General features: G+C 68.1%; 18 protein-coding genes. 9 read left to right on the plus strand and 9 right to left on the minus strand.

Annotation, left to right across the window (positions count from 1 at the left end; translation table 11 throughout):
- Positions 1 to 27: 27 nt before the first annotated feature.
- The 3 genes from AB0E63_RS16385 to AB0E63_RS16395 all read left to right on the plus strand — a co-directional run bounded on the left by AB0E63_RS16385 (position 28) and on the right by AB0E63_RS16395 (position 2222).
- Positions 28 to 648, plus strand: coding sequence for a TrmH family RNA methyltransferase (locus tag AB0E63_RS16385; RefSeq protein WP_360366153.1), 621 nt, complete (start codon positions 28 to 30; stop codon positions 646 to 648).
- Position 649: 1 nt separating this feature from the next.
- On the plus strand, positions 650 to 1897 hold the full coding sequence (locus AB0E63_RS16390) for an alpha-amylase family protein (protein ID WP_360366155.1): 1248 nt from the start codon (positions 650 to 652) through the stop codon (positions 1895 to 1897).
- 136 nt (positions 1898 to 2033) lie between these two features.
- Complete coding sequence (locus tag AB0E63_RS16395) at positions 2034 to 2222, plus strand: hypothetical protein (RefSeq protein ID WP_360366157.1); 189 nt, start codon at positions 2034 to 2036, stop codon at positions 2220 to 2222.
- Here AB0E63_RS16395 and AB0E63_RS16400 read toward each other — a convergent pair.
- The 3 genes from AB0E63_RS16400 to AB0E63_RS16410 are packed head-to-tail and all read right to left on the minus strand — an operon-like array spanning position 2211 to position 6012.
- Positions 2211 to 3941, minus strand: coding sequence for an FAD-dependent monooxygenase (locus AB0E63_RS16400; RefSeq protein ID WP_360366159.1), 1731 nt, complete (start codon positions 3939 to 3941; stop codon positions 2211 to 2213). The two genes, AB0E63_RS16395 and AB0E63_RS16400, sit on opposite strands and share 12 nt — an antisense overlap.
- Positions 3938 to 4810, minus strand: a complete 873-nt coding sequence (locus AB0E63_RS16405; protein ID WP_360366161.1) for an intradiol ring-cleavage dioxygenase — start codon at positions 4808 to 4810, stop codon at positions 3938 to 3940. Before AB0E63_RS16405 ends, AB0E63_RS16400 begins: the two co-directional genes overlap by 4 nt.
- A gap of 11 nt (positions 4811 to 4821) precedes the next feature.
- On the minus strand, positions 4822 to 6012 hold the full coding sequence (locus tag AB0E63_RS16410) for a maleylacetate reductase (RefSeq protein ID WP_360366163.1): 1191 nt from the start codon (positions 6010 to 6012) through the stop codon (positions 4822 to 4824).
- A 167-nt stretch (positions 6013 to 6179) separates the two neighbouring features.
- Here AB0E63_RS16410 and AB0E63_RS16415 point away from each other — a divergent pair, with 167 nt between their 5' ends.
- Positions 6180 to 6962: an IclR family transcriptional regulator C-terminal domain-containing protein gene (locus AB0E63_RS16415; protein ID WP_360366165.1), complete on the plus strand. Its 783-nt coding sequence runs from the start codon at positions 6180 to 6182 to the stop codon at positions 6960 to 6962.
- Between the two features lie 401 nt (positions 6963 to 7363).
- On the opposite strand, the gene AB0E63_RS16420 is transcribed toward AB0E63_RS16415, so the two are convergent.
- Complete coding sequence (locus AB0E63_RS16420; RefSeq protein ID WP_360366167.1) at positions 7364 to 7795, minus strand: VOC family protein; 432 nt, start codon at positions 7793 to 7795, stop codon at positions 7364 to 7366.
- A 102-nt stretch (positions 7796 to 7897) separates the two neighbouring features.
- Entirely contained in the window at positions 7898 to 8917 is a 1020-nt protein-coding gene (locus AB0E63_RS16425) for an SIS domain-containing protein (RefSeq protein WP_360366168.1), read from the minus strand.
- A 139-nt stretch (positions 8918 to 9056) separates the two neighbouring features.
- Between AB0E63_RS16425 and AB0E63_RS16430 the strand changes: the two genes are divergently transcribed.
- Positions 9057 to 9776, plus strand: coding sequence for a GntR family transcriptional regulator (locus AB0E63_RS16430; RefSeq protein WP_130388014.1), 720 nt, complete (start codon positions 9057 to 9059; stop codon positions 9774 to 9776).
- A gap of 192 nt (positions 9777 to 9968) precedes the next feature.
- Positions 9969 to 10994: a class II fructose-bisphosphate aldolase gene (fbaA, locus tag AB0E63_RS16435; RefSeq protein WP_360366171.1), complete on the plus strand. Its 1026-nt coding sequence runs from the start codon at positions 9969 to 9971 to the stop codon at positions 10992 to 10994.
- Between the two features lie 61 nt (positions 10995 to 11055).
- Here the strand turns inward: fbaA and AB0E63_RS16440 are convergent, their stop codons facing one another.
- The 3 genes from AB0E63_RS16440 to AB0E63_RS16450 all read right to left on the minus strand — a co-directional run bounded on the left by AB0E63_RS16440 (position 11056) and on the right by AB0E63_RS16450 (position 13178).
- Complete coding sequence (locus AB0E63_RS16440; RefSeq protein WP_360366173.1) at positions 11056 to 12030, minus strand: type IV toxin-antitoxin system AbiEi family antitoxin domain-containing protein; 975 nt, start codon at positions 12028 to 12030, stop codon at positions 11056 to 11058.
- A gap of 68 nt (positions 12031 to 12098) precedes the next feature.
- Entirely contained in the window at positions 12099 to 12716 is a 618-nt protein-coding gene (locus AB0E63_RS16445; protein ID WP_360366175.1) for a hypothetical protein, read from the minus strand.
- Positions 12717 to 12728: 12 nt separating this feature from the next.
- On the minus strand, positions 12729 to 13178 hold the full coding sequence (locus tag AB0E63_RS16450) for an HNH endonuclease (RefSeq protein WP_360366177.1): 450 nt from the start codon (positions 13176 to 13178) through the stop codon (positions 12729 to 12731).
- A 145-nt stretch (positions 13179 to 13323) separates the two neighbouring features.
- On the opposite strand from AB0E63_RS16450, the gene AB0E63_RS16455 reads away from it, so the two are divergent.
- The 3 genes from AB0E63_RS16455 (at position 13324) to AB0E63_RS16465 (ending at position 15880) form a co-directional block, all read left to right on the plus strand.
- Positions 13324 to 13731: a DUF3151 domain-containing protein gene (locus AB0E63_RS16455; RefSeq protein ID WP_360366179.1), complete on the plus strand. Its 408-nt coding sequence runs from the start codon at positions 13324 to 13326 to the stop codon at positions 13729 to 13731.
- Between the two features lie 43 nt (positions 13732 to 13774).
- Entirely contained in the window at positions 13775 to 14521 is a 747-nt protein-coding gene (locus AB0E63_RS16460) for a 2-phosphosulfolactate phosphatase (protein ID WP_360366181.1), read from the plus strand.
- Between the two features lie 153 nt (positions 14522 to 14674).
- On the plus strand, positions 14675 to 15880 hold the full coding sequence (locus tag AB0E63_RS16465; RefSeq protein ID WP_360366183.1) for an MFS transporter: 1206 nt from the start codon (positions 14675 to 14677) through the stop codon (positions 15878 to 15880).
- On the opposite strand, the gene AB0E63_RS16470 is transcribed toward AB0E63_RS16465, so the two are convergent.
- Positions 15867 to 16688, minus strand: coding sequence for a helix-turn-helix domain-containing protein (locus AB0E63_RS16470; protein ID WP_360366185.1), 822 nt, complete (start codon positions 16686 to 16688; stop codon positions 15867 to 15869). The genes AB0E63_RS16465 and AB0E63_RS16470 overlap by 14 nt on opposite strands.
- Positions 16689 to 16715 lie beyond the last annotated feature (27 nt).

A 16715-nucleotide genomic window follows, 5' to 3' on the forward strand; every position in this document is an offset into this window, starting at 1 on the left:
AGTGGCGAGGATCCTCGCGGGGCAGACATGGTGGGACCGAACGAGGTCGGAGTCGGCCCTTGGCAGGGAGAGTGGCCCGATGATGCGCGGCTGGATCCGGAGCTGCTCGCGGAGGGTGACCGCCGCAACGTTGTGGACAAGTACCGGTACTGGAAGCTCGAGGCGATCGTCGCGGACCTCGACGGGCAGCGGAACACGTTCCATGTCGCCATCGAGAACTGGCAGCACGATCTGAACATCGGCTCGGTCGTCCGGACGGCGAACGCTTTCCTGGCGGCCGAGGTGCACATCGTCGGCAACCGGAAGTGGAACCGCCGCGGCGCGATGGTCACCGACCGCTACCAGCATGTGCGGCATCACCCTCAGCTGGCGGACCTGGCGACGTACGCCGCTGAGCGGGATCTCCCGGTGATCGGCATCGACAACCTGCCGGGCTCGGTTCCGTTGGAGACATTCGAACTGCCGGCCGCTTGTGTGCTGCTCTTCGGTCAGGAGGGGCCGGGACTGACGCCGGAGGCACACAAGATCTGCACGGCGGTGCTGTCCATCGCTCAGTTCGGCTCGACGCGATCGATCAACGCGAGTGCCGCGGCCGCGATCGCCATGCACGCCTGGATCCGCCGCCACACCTTCGACCAAAGGACTTGATGTGTGGGCCGATCACGCGATCTGGTGGCAGGTGTATCCGCTCGGCTTCACCGGTGCCGAGAAGGACGCTCGTACGTCGGTCGTCCATCGGCTGGCCCGGTTGGAGAACTGGCTGGACTACGCGATCGAACTTGGTTGCTCAGGGCTCCTACTCGGCCCGGTCTTCGCCTCCGAGACCCACGGCTACGACACCGTCGATCACTTCCGGATCGACCCTCGGCTGGGGGACGACGCCGACTTCGACCAGCTTGTCGCGCGCGCTCACGATCGGGGACTGCGGATCGCTCTCGACGGCGTCTTCAACCATGTCGCCCGTTCTTTCAGTGGACCTGGTGAATGGTTCCGCCGTGGTCCCGACGGCACGCTCGGCACCTTCGAAGGTCACGAACACCTGCTTGCGCTGGATCACCGCCAGCCCGCCGTCGCGCAGTACGTCACCGACGTCCTGAGTCACTGGCTCGATCGTGGTGTCGACGCATGGCGGCTCGATGCCGCGTACGCCGTACCACCTGAGTTCTGGCGCACTGTGTTGCCGCGCGAGCGGTATCCGGACGCGTGGTTCTTCGGTGAGGTCATCCACGGCGACTACGCCGGGTATGTCGCGAAGAGCGGGCTGGACTCGGTCACGCAGTACGAGCTGTGGAAGGCGATCTGGAGCTCGCTCAACGACGGCAACTTCTTCGAGCTTGCTTACGCGCTCGGGCGGCATGACGAGTTGTTCGACGGCTTTGTGCCGCAGACGTTTGTCGGCAACCACGACGTGACCCGGCTCGCGACTCGGTTGGAGGATGGGCGGCATCTTGGCCACGCGCTCGCGATTCTGTTCGCGGTCGGCGGCGTACCGAGTGTGTATTACGGCGATGAGCAGGCGTTCCGGGGATTGAAGGAGGATCGGGCCGGCGGTGACGACGCGATCCGGCCGGCCTTCCCGGATACGCCTTCGGAGCTGGCGGCCGACGGCTGGCCGACGTACCGGCTGCACCAGCGGTTGATCGGCGTACGACGGCGGAACTCATGGCTGACCCGCGGCCGGACGACGGTCGAGCATCTGTCCAACCAGGTGGTTGCCTTGCGGACCGTCGGTTCCGGGCGGTCTGTCCTGCTTCTGCTGAACATCTCCGACCAGGCTGAGCGCTTTCCGGTGGACGCGACCGGACTGACGATCGGCACACAACCTGAGACCGGCGTGTCGGCGGAGGACCCGTTGGTCGTGCCGGCGCACAGCTGGAGATTGCTGACAAGTCCGTAACCTCCGCGCTGGGTCACGCGTTGTCCCCCGTAAGACAGAAGTGAGGCTTCTCGACCAAAGTCAGCCCCAACTCGGGGGGCTCGACGTGCATCAAGCACGTCGTATTGGGTTTGTGACGGGGACATGGGGGTTGTTGATGAACGCTCTGTGGGACGAACTGATTCACGAGTTAGGGACTGTGCGCGCCTTGAGCGCGGCGGCTCTGGAGGCGCGCACGGAAACGTCGCGGGTCGCCCTGATCACCCTGCTGGACGCCGAGACCGCGGAGATCTCGGCGATCCTCGACCGGATCCTCCTGGAGGCCCAGCAGTCGTCAGCGGCCTAGCAGTGTGGTGAGGGCTTGCCGCAGAGCTTCGGTGGGCTCGTCGGGCTGCTCGAACGCGCGGTACGCGATGTGCGCGTCCGGCCGGACCAGCAGGCAACCGCCGTCCGGGATCTCGCGCACCCGTGACCAATCGCCGTACAGGTCCTCGAGCTCCCGGCCCGGCCCGATCACGAACGGCTCGATCGGTACGCCGAGGTGCTCAGACACCGACTGCGCCGCCTTCACCCACGCGTCGCCACCGATCCCGGTGAGCAGCGTGAACCGGCCCTTGCCGACCACATCGAGCGTGCTGACGGTCTCCGACCCACGCGTCAGCCAGCAGTGCGGGATCCGCGCGCCCGGCCACGTCGTCGGGTGGTAGTACAGCTCCTCATCCCGGTCGTACGACGGCTCCGGCGTACCGTCCGCGATCACGGCGGCCGAGTTGTACCGCTGGCCGAGTTCCACACCGTGCGCGTTGAACTCGTAGTCCTTCAGCTCGATCGCGGTCCGCAACTCCTCGCGCTGCTCGGCGCCCTCGGGGGTCTCGTCCTTGCGTGACTCGATCGTCCGCCCGGGTGGCGCGTCCGGCGTCATCCCCAGTGCGCGGAATATCTGGCCGAACTGCGTCCGGCTCTTGTTCGCCCGGTCCACGATCTGCCGCGCGATCGGCGTACGTTCCTGGTCGTAGGTCTCGAGGAGCTCGGGCGCGGCCTGTCCTTTCAGCACCAGCGCGAGTTTCCAGGCGAGGTTGTAGGCGTCCTGGATCGAGGTGTTCGAGCCGAGGCCGTTGCTCGGCGGGTGCCGGTGGATCGCGTCGCCCATGCAGAACACACGGCCCTTCGAGGCCTGCTCGGCGTACATGTGGTTGACGCTCCAGACCGACGTACCCTTCAGCTTCACGTCGATGGTGTCGTCGCCGACCAGGTTGTGCACGATCTCGGTCGCCATCGCCTCGTCGACCACCGGGGCCGGCTGGGTGATGTCGTAGCCCCAGACGATCAGCCACTCGTTCCACGGCCGGACCATTCGGATCAGGCCGGCGCCGATTCCGCCGATCTGCGCACCTGGCTGGAGCACCCAGTACAGGACGCTCGGGCGATGCGCGACGTACCGGCTCAGGTCGGCTTCGAAGACGATGTTCATCGAGCCCTCGATGTCCATCGCGCCGGCCATCGGCAGCTCGATGTCCTGGGCGACCTTGCTGCGACCGCCGTCCGCGCCGATCAGGTACTTCGCGCGGATCTGGTACGTCGTGTCGCTCAGCCGATCGCGGACGGTCGCAGTGACCCCGTCCTCGTCCTGCTCCAGGGAGAGGTACTCCGTGTTGAATCGGAGCCGGGCACCGCGGCTGGCCGCCGTACTGACCAGGATCGGCTCGAACAACGTCTGCGGCAGGTCAACCGGGAGACTCGGACTCGCCTCGGTGTAGTCGGCCAGCCGGCGCGGATGCGTGCCCCACGTGCGGATCCGGCCGATCTCCTCGCCCGCCAGGCTGGTGCAGAACGCGGTCTCGCCCATCAGGTGGTGCGCCGTGCCCTTGGCGACGACCTGGTCCTCGATGCCCATGTCGCGCATCAGCTCGATCGTGCGCTGGTTGGTGATGTGCGCGCGGGGCGTGTTGGCGGTCCAGCCGTAGCGGGAGAGTACGACGTTGTCGATGCCGTACGTGGACAGAAACAGTGAGGCGGCACCGCCGGCCGGGCCACTGCCGACGATCAGAACGTCTGTCGTGATCACTGCTGCGTCTCCTCGGTCGTGGCGAGCACAAGGTCGTAGTTGACGGAGTAGTACGGCCGATCCGGGGTCTTTCCATAGGGCGCTTGGTCGCCGGCCGGGTGTTCGGTGAAGTCGGTGATCAGGGAGTCCTTGACTCCGAAGACCGCGTCGTTGCGGAGGTACTCGTCACCGGCGGCGAAGACGTGGGTGATCAGCCGCGCGTACCCGGGGGCGGTGACCATGAAGTGGATGTGGGCCGGGCGCATCGGACCACGGCCGCCGGCGCGGAGCAGCTCGCCGACCGGGCCGTCGTCCGGGATCGGGTAGGCGACCGGCTTCACCGCCCAGAACGCATAGTTGCCGTCGGCATCGGTTGTCTGATGCGCCCGGTTCTGCGGGCCGTCGAGGTCCTTCTGGACGTCGTAGAAGCCTTCCTCGTCGGCCTGCCAGGTCTCGACGAGCGCTCCGGCGATCGGCTCGCCCTTGATGTTCAGGACCCGCCCGCTCACCAGGCACGGCTGTCCGGGGGCGCCGTTCGCGATGTCGTCGCCCAATTGTGCTTCGGGCGAACCCTCGACGAAGAATGGGCCGAACACGGTCGACTGGGTGGCCGCCGCAGGCTTGCGGTTCCCGAGTCCGACGGTGAGCATCGACAGCCCGAGGACGTCGGCCAGCAGGACGAACTCCTGGCGCGTGCCGGTGGAGATCTGGCCGGTGCGGGTGAGGAAGTCGATCGCGGTGAAGTACTCGTCCTCGGTCAGGTCCACCTCCCGCGCGAACGCATGCAGATGGCGCACCAGTGCGCTCATCAGGGTCCTGGTGCGTGGGTTCGCGCTGCCGTCGAAGCTGGCCACCACCGCTGTGGTCAGGTCGTCGCCTTGCAGGTCCATCCGGTTGCTCCTCATACTTCTTGGCTTTCGGGCCTGGTTCCGGTCCAGGCCCGGGTCAGAATCTCTTGCACGAGTTCTTCGGTCACGGGGATCGGGTTGGGCGTCGGCTGGAACGTGTGCGCCGCTTCCGTTGCCTGGTCCTGACTCAACCCCAACTCCCGCAAGCTCGTCGGGACTGCTGCTGTGGTGAACAGGTCGAACAGTCCGGCGGCGAGGTCGTCGGTTTGCAGCGCTTCTTCCAGGCGGGCTTTGGCCCTCGGTACGGCGGGCGCGTTCAGGCGGGCCACCTGGGGGAGCACTGCCGCGTGCGTTTCCGCGTGCGGGAGGTTGTAGGTGCCGCCTAGCAGATGGCACAGCTTGTGATGCAACCCGGTCCCGGCTGTCGCGAGTGCGGAGCCGGCGAGGCAGGCGCCGTACAGAAGGTTGCTGCGGGCATCTAAATCGGTGTGATCCTGCAAGACTGCCCGGAGTCCGGCGGTGAGGGCTCGGACACCTTCCACCGCGGTCGTCTCGGTGATCGGGTCGGCCTTAGGCGTCCATACCGCTTCCACGCAATGCGCGATCGCATTGGCGACACTCGCCGCTGTCACGTTCAGCGGGAGGTGCTGACTGAGCACCGGGTCGTAGACGACGGTCCGTGGCAACACCCTGAGATCAGTCCCAGTCGTCTTGCTGCCACCGGATGTCTCGCCCCAGACCGGTGTCATCTCCGACCCCGCGTACGTTGTAGGCACCGCCACAATCGGGAGACCACCCACCTGGCCACCCGCCCGGCCACCCGCCTCGCCTCGGGCCCGGCCACCCGCCTCGCCGCCAGCCCGGCCACCCGCCTCGCCGCCGGCCCGGCCGCCTGCCTCCCCGGCCGGCAGGGCGCCCGTGAGGGCTACTGCTTTCGCGAGGCCGATTGCGGATCCTCCGCCGATCGCGACGATCCCGTCGGCGCCGATCTCACGGGCCTTGTCGCGGGCCGCCTCCGCAACCTCGGTCGGGACGTGCTGGGCGACCCCGTCGATCCGTCCCGCGAACCGGTCCTTGAGCTCCATCTCGACCACATCGGCCGCATCCCGCGCAGACCTCGTCGCGACGACGAGCGCTCGGCGTACGCCGAGCAACTCCACCTCGGCGGCCACCTGATCCAGCGATCCCGCCCCGAACACCACCCGCCCGGACAGGAACGTGTGCGTGAATCCCGACTCAGGCATCGGCGACCACCTGACGGCGGGCGGTGACGTTCTCGCGGTGACGCTGGCGTCGGCGCGGGGCGCGCGCGGCGGGGGCGTCAGGCAGGTGAACTGGACGTCGCATGTGCTGCTCCGCTACGATTTCGCTGAGCGAATAGTTCTTCTTTCAACGAAAAGTAGGCTAGCCGATGGCGGGTGAGGCGTCTACAGGCTCGTTCCTGCAGGGGCTGGAGCGAGGTCTCGCGGTGATCCGCGCGTTCTCGGCCGAGGCGCCGTCACTGACGCTGAGCGAGGTGGCGCGTGCTGTCGGGATCACGCCCGCGACCGCGCGCCGGATTCTGCTCACGCTGGAGGAGCTCGGCTACGTCCGGAACGACAGCCGGCGCTTCTCGCTGACTCCGCGCGTACTCGCGCTCGGCTGGGCCTACCTGTCCTCGCTCGACCTCGGCGAACTCGCCGGCCCGTTCATGGAGGAGCTGAGCGCCAAGACCCGCGAGTCCTGCTCGATCGCGACGCTCGACCTTCCGGACATCGTGTACGTCGCTCGCGTGCCGACCAGCCGCATCATGACGGTCGCCCTCGGGGTCGGCGCCCGCCTCCCGGCGTACCCGACCTCGATGGGCCGCGTCCTGCTCGCCGACCTCGCCGACGACGAGCTCACGTCGTACCTCTCGACCCTGCAGGCCGAGTCACTCACGGGCCGTACGGTCACGTCCCCGGACAAACTCCGCGTCACGATCGACCGCGCCCGGACCGACGGCTACGCCCTCGTCGACCAGGAACTCGAACTCGGCCTGCGCTCCATCGCCGCCCCCATCCGCAACGCCCGCGGCCGCACCATCGCCGCCCTCAACGTCTCGGCCCACGCCTCCCGCAGCACCCCCACCTCGCTACGCGCCAACGTCCTCCCCCACCTCCACCAGGCCGCAGCCCAAATCACCACAGCCCTAACCCACCGCGGCCCCCTCTAGCCCCACCCGCCGCAGCGCCCGCCCCCCAACCCCGCCGCAGCGCGCAACCCCAACCCCGCCGCAGCGCGCGCACCCCAACCCGCCGCAGCGCGCCCACCCCAACCCGCGCCAGCGCGCCCACCCCAACCCGCCGCAGCGCGCGCACCCCAACCCGCCGCAGTGCGCGCAACTCCACCCCTGCTGCAGTGCGCGCAACTCCACCCCTGCCGCAGTGCGCTCAACCCCACCCCTGCCGCAGTGCGCTCAACCCCAACCCCGCCGCAGTGCGCGCAACCCCAACCCGCACACAGCGCACAGGAGCCGTGGCCTTGAACAGGTTGTGGTGGCCTGGGACATAGCAGAGCTTGTTCACGGCCACCACGTGCCGTACGAGGCCCCCACGGCCGGCTGCTGCCCGAGGCTCAGGCCGGCGCGTTGGCCCGAAGGTCGGCGAGGATCTGCAGGTAGTGCGGGTTGTTCATGATGCCGATGAGGTTGCCGAACGGGTCGACGACCGCGGCGGTGCGGAAGCCGGTGTTGTTGCCGCGTTCGACGATCGGCTCGTGGAGAGTCGCGCCCAGGTCGAGCAGGCGCTGAAGCTCACCCTCGAGGTCGTCGACGTGCCAGTTGATGATCGCGCCGGCCGGCCCCGAGCCGACCTCCTGCCTCGCGTATTTCGCGTCGATGATGCCCAGCTCGCACTGGAAGTCGCCGAACCGGAACTCGACGTACGCCGGTTCCTCGACGCTCGGCACGGCGTAGTACGCCTCGATCCCCAGCAGCTTCGAGTACCACTCCCGCGCCGCCTTCACGTCGTCGGCGTAGAAGCTGACGGTGGCAAGTCCTCGCAACATCTCGGTGGTCCTTCCCTCGGTTTTCCCGGTTGATGACCACCACACTTCCAGCCAAAGTGCTCACCGAATGAGCACTTTGCTGGAATCTTTGGCGCAGCTAGTTCAGTCCGTCTGGGTGACCTTGCGGAGGCCGCGGGGCGCGTCGGGGTTCAGGCCGAGCTTGCGGGCCAGGGACTCGATGGCTCGTTGGGCCGGGATGACGAGGGCCAGGGGAGCGAGGGTCTCGGGGAGGTCGGGACCCGGGAGGTTCACGTCGCAGCGCGAGGCGAAGGTGGAGTCGCCACCGATGCCGAGGATCTTGCTGCCCTTCTCGCGGACAAGGCCGGCGAGCTCGGTCATGCCGGGCAGTGCGGGACCTTCGCTCGCCGCGACCAGGATGGTGACCAAGTCCGCGTCGACGACCGCGATCGGGCCGTGCTTCAGGTCGGCGTACGACAGGCCGCGGACCGGCTGGAGGCAGGTCTCCTCGAGCTTGAGCGCGACCTCGAGGGTGGTGCCGAAGGTGAGGCCGCGCCCGCTCGCGAGGACGTCGTGGGCGCCGGCGAGCAGATCCGCGGCCGCTTCGACGGATCCCGACAGCATCTTCGACGCCGCGTCCGGAACGCGGGCGATGTCCGTGTCGAGCGTGCCGGGCCGCTGCGCCAGCGCGTCGACGGCGACCGTGATCGCGGCGAGCTGGGTCGTGTAGGTCTTGGTCGCCGGTACGGCGAGCTCCTGCCCGGCCTGCGTGATTAGCGCGACATCGGCCGTCGACGCCAGCGGGCTGTTGCTGTCGTTCGTGATGCCGACGACCGCGGCGCCGTTGCGCTTGGCCCACTCGGCGGTGTCGATGATCTCCTGGGTCGCACCCGACTGGCTGACCGCGACCACCAGGGAGTTCGACAGGTCGAGGTTGGCGCCGTACAGCGTCGCCACCGAGGGCGCGGCCAGGGACGCCTGCCGGCCGGCGTGGATCTCGGTCAGGTAGCGGCCGTAGACACAAGCGTTGTCGGACGATCCCCGGGCCACGAAGATCACGTGCCGGCGACCCGCGGCCAGCCGCGTGATGTCGTGCCGCAACGGCAGAACGTGCTCGAACGTCGCCGCCAGAGCGGCCGGCTGCTCGGCGATCTCGCGCGCCATCTGAGTTTCCTGGGCGGGAACAGACACCACTACGATCACTGGTCCTATCTGGTCTTAACAGGTATGCTGCGCACGATAGCAGTGAGCGGCGCCCCGGGGCACCCCCGAGACCCGCCCAGGTCTGGAGGATCGAGATTCGATGGTGGCGACCAAGCGGGCGCAGGTCCGATCGGTACTGGAACGGCTGATCGATGTCGAGCTTCATCCAGGGGACCCGATCCCCTCCGAACGTGCGCTGGTCGACAAGCTGAACGTGTCCCGCGTGACGGTGCGGCAGGCGATCAGCGACCTGGTCGAGTCCGGTGCGCTGGAACGCGTCCACGGCAAGGGGACGTTCGTCACCGGCCCCCAGGTCGACTCCCAGTTGCACCTCACCTCGTTCTCCCGGGAGATGCGGGCCCGCGGCCTGGAGCCCGGCACGGTGGTGTTGTCGGCCAGCGAGATCGAGGCCTCGGACGAGACCGCGAAGGGCCTGCGGGTCGCCAAGGGCACCAAGGTGATCCGGGTCGAACGGCTGCGCACCGCCGACGCCTCGCCGATGGCCTACGAGGTCGGCTACTACCCGTCCGCGCTCTTCCCCGGCCTGCTCGGCCGTGAGCTCGGCACTCTGTACGACGTCTTCGCCAGCGAGTACGACGTCGTCGTCACCTCCGGTGAGCAGACCGTCCGGGCGGACAACGCCGACGGTCATGTCGCCCGGGTGCTCGGCGTGGCCAGGCGGGCACCCCTGCTGGTCCTCGAGCGCACCACCTTCGCCGGCCGCAAGGTCGTCGAACTGTCCTGGTCGGCCTACCGGGCGGATCGCTACCGGCTGCACATGGCCCTGACCCCCCGCGGACCGAGGACCGGGTCGGCCTAGACCCGACTCACGAACGTCATCGGGCCGCAACCAACTGGATCTGTCCTGTTCATCAACTGGTCTGCATCCCTGCCGATCGCTCCCCGGCCACCTGGCCGGCTCGGCAGGTGGGCCGCCGGGTACGACGAAGTACGCGATGGCCATACTGGAGCTCAACCCACATGGACTTTGTTGTGAGGAGTACCGCGAGACATGCCTATTGCCACCCCTGAGGTCTACGCCGAAATGCTGGACAAGGCCAAGCAGAACCGCTTCGCCTACCCGGCCATCAACGTCAGCTCGTCGCAGACGCTGATCGCCGCGATCCGCGGTTTCGCCGAGGCGGGCTCGGACGGCATCGTCCAGGTCTCCACCGGCGGCGCGGAGTACCTGTCCGGGTCGACCGTCAAGAACATGGTCACCGGTTCGGTCGCGCTGGCGGCCTACGCGCACGAGGTCGCCAAGAACTACCCGGTGAACATCGCGCTGCACACCGACCACTGCCCGAAGGACAAGCTGGACGGATTCGTCCGGCCGTTGCTGGAGATCTCCGCCGAGCGCGTCGCCCGGGGCGAGAACCCGCTGTTCCAGTCGCACATGTGGGACGGCTCCGCGGTGCCGCTGACGGAGAACCTGGAGATCGCCAAGGAACTGCTGGCCAAGACGGCCGCGGCCAAGATCGTGCTGGAGATCGAGGTCGGTGTCGTCGGTGGCGAGGAGGACGGTGTCGCCAATGAGATCAACGAGAAGCTCTACACCACCGTCGAGGACGGCCTGGCCACGGTCGAGGCGCTCGGCACCGGTGAGAACGGCCACTACATCACCGCGCTGACCTTCGGCAACGTGCACGGCGTCTACAAGCCGGGCGCGGTCAAGCTGCGGCCGGAGATCCTGAAGGAGATCCAGGACCAGGTCGGCGCCAAGGTCGGCAAGGACCGCCCGTTCGACCTGGTGTTCCACGGTGGGTCCGGCTCGACGCTCGAGGAGATCCGGGCCGCGGTCGACCACGGCGTGATCAAGATGAACGTCGACACCGACACGCAGTACGCGTTCACCCGGCCGGCTGCCGGCCACATGTTCGCCAACTACGACGGTGTGCTGAAGATCGACGGCGAGGTCGGGAACAAGAAGGCCTACGACCCGCGCGCCTGGGGCAAGGCGGCCGAGGCCGGCATGGCCGGGCGCGTCGCCGAGGCCTGCGAGAGCCTCCGCTCGACGGGTACGTCGCTGAACGCCTGACATTCGGATCCTCCTAAGGGTTCTTCGAGGGGCTCACCGCTGCGAGCGGTGGGCCCCTCAGTCACATCCGGGCACGGGCGAGGTCGAAGTGCCGGATGCCTGTACGGCGGGATGCTCGGGTGAAGGCGGCACGGACTCGGTCGATCACGGCAGGTGGGTCGTTGAGGTCGGCCCAGGAGATCCAGCAGCGCTCGACCGGTTGCGGCGCGAACGGATCGGGAAGCGGCGCGGGGACCGGCGGCTCGTCCTCCTCCGCCTCGAAATCGTCGCACCAGAAGGGGAAACGCGGTTCGAACTCGAGGATCGTGCGTTCCTCGGAGAACCACAGGGTCGTCGTCTCCGGGTCGGCTGTGTCAGGTGCGCCCGAGTCTGGAACCGGCGAAGGTGCAGGGGTCGGGAAGCCGGCTTCGCTGAGGATGTAGCGCAGGCGTGATTCGGCAACCGACGCCGAATTCGTGCAGGCATGAGAGACCACCTCGAGGGCGCGCTCGTTCCCGTGGTCGTGGACCGCGCGTCTTAGCGAGCGTCTGGTGACGAGGCCGGCGTACAGGGCGGCTTCGGCCAGGACGACGGCGGCCGTCGTGGGTGCGGTGGCGGCGACCTCGGCGATGGCGCGGGCCGGGGAGACCATGCGCAGTTTGTTCCAGAGCTGGATGCCGGGGCCGACGGGATCGCGGATGTGCCGGTGCACGCCGCCGAGGCAGCCCGAGCGCCCGGCGGGTGCGGTCACGTGCACCCCGGACAAGTCCAGTCCCCAGAGCGGCAGCGCATGGAGGGCTGCCGCTGATTGATGGCTCGCGTAGGTGTTGGGTCCGCCGGAACGGAGGACGCGGTACACCTTCCGCAGGTGGAGGACCTCGTCGGTGATGAGGATGAGTGAGCGGCGCTCGGCATACGTGCCCGGCCGGATCCGGCGCCAGCCGCCGGTGTCCAGCAGAGAATCGATATCCGGGTCGGGGTAGCCGCAGGCACGGGCATCGGCCCGGGTGAACACGCCGCCGCGGATCGAGGCCATCACGGAAAGTTGAGGGTTCATGCCCTAGAAACTGCCGCGATCACCCCCCGGCGAGATCGACGATTTCAAATCTGTGGAGAACCTGGGGATCACAACCGATGGCGAACCCAGACATTGGATTCCACGTACGTCGCGCAGTCGCCGTCGACGTCACAGTGCACGAGAGACAAGGCTCCAGGCACCTCGACTGCACCACTGCGATCGAAGGGCAGCCCGGTCCACCGCCGCCACTCCTCCAGCGAACCCGTGACCACCCACGAGGCCGGCGCGAGCCCGGCAAGTTGCCCGCCAACCCGGACATGTGTCCGAAGCCACGGATCGGAGGGAAGTCCGTCCTCGCGCGTGCGGTACGCGTAGTCGCGCATTGGGGTCAGCGGTTCCAGATGCTTAGCAGTCGGCCGCACCGGCGCGTCCAGACTCGTGAGACCCAGGTCTGCGGCGGCCTTCCGGAGTGCGGCGAGCAGGAGTCCGGCCAGCTCTTGGCCTGGAAGTTTCGAGCCACGCTGATGTTCAGCGCACAAGCGACAGTCGGTGCGACGCCCCGCCGTGCGTCGGCGAAGGCCCACACGACCGCCTGCTCCCATCCGCCGGTGGCGCATGAACTCGGGCCAGGGGCCGACGTCGATGTCCGTCCCGGCGAGGTCCGGGCGGTCGGCGACAGTGGTGATCTCGACGGTGTGCCCGGACGGCAGCCTGGAAGCGGGCATGAAAAAAGCCCGTCATTTGTCTATGACGAGCTCCGCGCGGGTTGGTACCCAGGGTTGCCAGAGGAGCGGCATGTCGGCTTCGGACGGGGTGCGGTTGCCTTTCCGCTCATTGCAGGCAGCATGGGCGGCCACGGCGTTCAGCCACTCGGTGCGGCCGCCCCTGGATCTGGGTTGGACGTGGTCCATGGTGTCGGCGTTGTCCAGACCGCAGTACGCACACCGGAACCTGTCGCGCCGGAGCACACCGTGCTTGCTGTACTTCATCCGACCGGCGGCGTAGCGCCAGTGCGTGACGACATACCGGACCAGGCGTAGGACGCGCGGAACCGGAAAAGGGCCGATGGTCCGCTCTCCGTGCGCCTCTTCCACCACTGCGACCTCGCGGACCAGCATCCGGATGGCGTGCTGGATCGACACGGTGTGCAGCGGCTCGTATGACGCGTTCAGGACTATGACGCTCATCCGGTGCCTCCTTCCGGCCGTAGCTGGGAACCACGGCGGCTATGACGCAGGGTCTCAAGCATCCGTGGCCGGTCGGTGAACGGTCAACGGGTTTCGTCAGACGGTCACGTGCCGGTACGGCTGCGTGATCGGCGAAGATGTGCTTATGGAATTGAACAATCTGCTGTCTGGTCCACCCGAGACACTACTCCCCGTCGACCCGGCCGCGGCGGAACTCGCCGCCGGGGCAGCTGCGACCGACGTCGCCGCCAAGTTCCCCACGTCCTCGCTGGCCTGGGGCCTGCTTGCCGAAGCGGCGCTGGCGGACGGCCGCACGGTCGAGGCATACGCCTACGCCCGGACCGGGTACCACCGTGGTTTGGACCTGCTCCGGCGCAACGGCTGGAAGGGTCACGGGCCGGTCCCGTGGGAGCACGAGCCGAACCGCGGGTTCCTGCGCTGCCTGGCCGCGCTGGGCAAGGCGGCCGCGCTGATCGACGAGAAGGACGAGGCCGAGCGCTGCGCCACGTTCCTCCGCGACTCGTCACCCACCGCAGCCGACGTACTGAGCTGAAACCTGGTTGTCGGGCTGGTGACTCGGCGGCATGATCCGTCGGGTGACCAGCCCCTATGCCCAGGACGGATTCAGAGTCGGATTCGACTGGGGACCGGTCGGCGCGGAGGTTGTCGGCGGCAATCTGGTTGCCGTCGTGGACGTCCTGTCCTTCACCACCGCGGTGACCGTCGCCGTTGACCATGGCATCGACGTGTACCCGTACCGCTGGCGCGACGCGACCGCTGTGGCGTACGCCAAGCAGTACGACGCGGTGCTGGCAGTCGGGCGGTCCGAGGCGGGCACCGGGGACGTGAGTCTGTCGCCGATGACGATCCGGCGGGCGGTGGGACTCAGCCGGCTGGTGCTGCCGTCACCCAACGGGTCGACGATCGCGAAGCAGCTCAGTGATGGTGGGGCGACAGTGATCGCGGTGTCGCTGCGCAACCGGGTTGCGGCTGCCGAGTGGGTGCGGGAGCAACTGACGGAGCACCCAGGCGCGAAGGTCGTGGCGATCGCGGCAGGGGAGCGGTGGAAGGACGGCTCGCTCCGGCCGGCGGTGGAGGACCTGTGGGGTGCCGGTGGGTTCCTGAGTGCGCTGCAGCTCGACGACATGTCCCCGGAGACGCGGGCCGCGATGGCGGCGTACGACGCTGTGGCGGATGAGCTCCCGACCCTCCTGCACGAGTGCGCCGGTGGTCGCGAGCTCACGCAGTACGGCTACCCCGAGGACGTCGCGATCGCGGCCGAGGTGGACGAGAGTCGCAGCGTCCCCGTCCTCCGGGACGGTAGGATGTTCGCGTCAACCTGAACCACGAGGTTCTGCCCGTTGAAAGAGCCGGCAGGCGGTGCGCGTCCCCGCTTCCTGCCGAACATGGACGGTTGTAGGCGGACTAGGACAGACCGGTGAAGCTGGACGCCCACGGTCGGGTCCCCGCCCCTTCGGGCAGCGGAAGGTCTCACCGTGCCGGCTCTCACCGGACGGATCAGCACGCCCACCAACACCTACGCAGCGGCTCTGCGTACTCCCGGGGCGTGGAAGTTCTACCTAGCAGCGGCACCGGCTCGCATCGGTATCGCCATGACCGGCCTCGGCATCGTCTGGCTGGTCCACGGATCCACCGGCTCGTACGCCGCGGCCGGCAGTGTGACCGGTGGCTTCGCAGTCGCCGAGGCACTGGCTGGTCCACAAGTCGCCCGTCTGATCGACCGCTTCGGTCAGACCCGCATGCTGCCGATCACTCTGCTCGCGCATGCTGCGGCAGTAGCCGTTTTGATCGGCCTGACGGTCTCGGGCGCACCACTGTGGTCGCTCATCACCGCGGGTGTCCTGGCAGGCGGATCGTTGCCGCAGTTGGGTGCGCAGACCGCGGCTCGCTGGTCACATGCACTGCGTGGCACCCCACTACTCTCGTCGGCCTTCGCTCTGGAATCGCTCAGTGTCGGCGTCGCTTTCATGGTCGGCCCTGGGCTCGTGGGCACAATCAGTGCACTGGTCAGTCCGGTGGCAGGCTCAGTGCTCGCGACGAGCCTGCTGCTGGCAGGCGGTTTCCTCCTGGCGGTGCAACGCAGTACGGCGCCCCCGCCGACCAAACCTGGTCAACACGAGAGCTCGAGCCGCCTGTTGCACAAGCGGTTCCTCGGCCTGATCGGTACGAACGTCGGCATCGGACTGTTCTTCGGAAGCATGCAGGTCTCGGTCACCGCCTTCGCCGTCGCGCGTGGCACACCGGGCCTGGCCGGACCGCTCTACAGCATCACGAGTCTGGTCGGTCTGTTTGCCGGAATCGCCTATGGCGCAAGGCGTTGGCGGACGGCACCGCAGACGCAGCTCATCATCGTCCTGGCTGGTCTGACCCTGACCTGCCTGCCGTTGCTGGCGGCCAACTCCGCGCTCACGGCGGCGTTCGCCTTGGCCCTGCCAGGCTTGGCCATAGCGCCGTTCCAGACGATCTCGGCCGTGTTGGCCGAGTCCTCGGTGGAGTCCGCCGTACTCACCCAGGCCTTCACCTGGCTGAACTCCGGGGGCGCGGCCGGGATGGCCTTGGGTGCAGCGGTTGCGGGCCACGTCGTCGATACGCACAGCGCGCAGTACGGCTTCCTCGTCGCACTGTGCGCCACCCTCACAGCCACGGTCATGGCCGTAACCGTCAAGCTCAGCGATAGGTGATCTGACGTTCGGCCGCGGCTCTGGTCGCGTACTCGGCCGGAGTCAGGCCGATCTGTTGCTTGAACTCCTTGGAGAAGTGGGCCTGGTCGAAGTACCCGAGCGAGGCGGACAGCTCCGCCAGCTCGGCGACTTCGCCCTGTGCCAGAAGCTCCGCACCGTCGTGCAGGCGGTAGCGACGGAGCACCCATTTCGGACCGACACCGACATAGCGACGGAACAGCCGCTGCAAGGTCCGGATCGGAATGTCGAACCGCTCGGTGACCTGGTCCACCCGCGCCACCGACCGGTCCACGGACATCGCCGTGACGATCTCCCGGACCAGTTCGTACGACGGATCCGGCGGAGTCAGGTGGTCCCGCAAGAACGCCTCGAACACCGCGCGACGCCGTACGTCGGACTCCGCGGCGAACACCAGATCCGCCAGCCGGTCGCCGTCCGGGAAGACCGCGGTCAGCGGCAGCACCTGGTCACGGAACGACGCGACGTCCAGCCCGGTCACCGCACCGAACCCACCGGCCCAGAACTTCACCCCGAACGCGCGGCCCCGCCCAACGAGCTCACGCTCGAACTTGCGCGTGCAGACCCCGTTGACGAAGGCACCACCCGGCTGCTCGAAGGTCACGTTGACGCTCGGGAAGGGCAGCACCTCGGCCGTGTACGGCTCGTCCAGGTCCCACTCGACGATCCAGTACCACTCCACGAACCGGCCGACCTCCGGGCCGGCGGCGAGACGGCTCAGCGACCGATGACGGGCCTGCTCCCGCGGATGCAGGATGCCCTTCTCGCTGTCCGGCGGCTGCACGCTCACCCTCGCTGTCGCTTTCTTACAAGACCG

The sequence above is a fragment of the Kribbella sp. NPDC026596 genome, from assembly GCF_040638415.1.
Taxonomy (GTDB): Bacteria; Actinomycetota; Actinomycetes; order Propionibacteriales; family Kribbellaceae; genus Kribbella.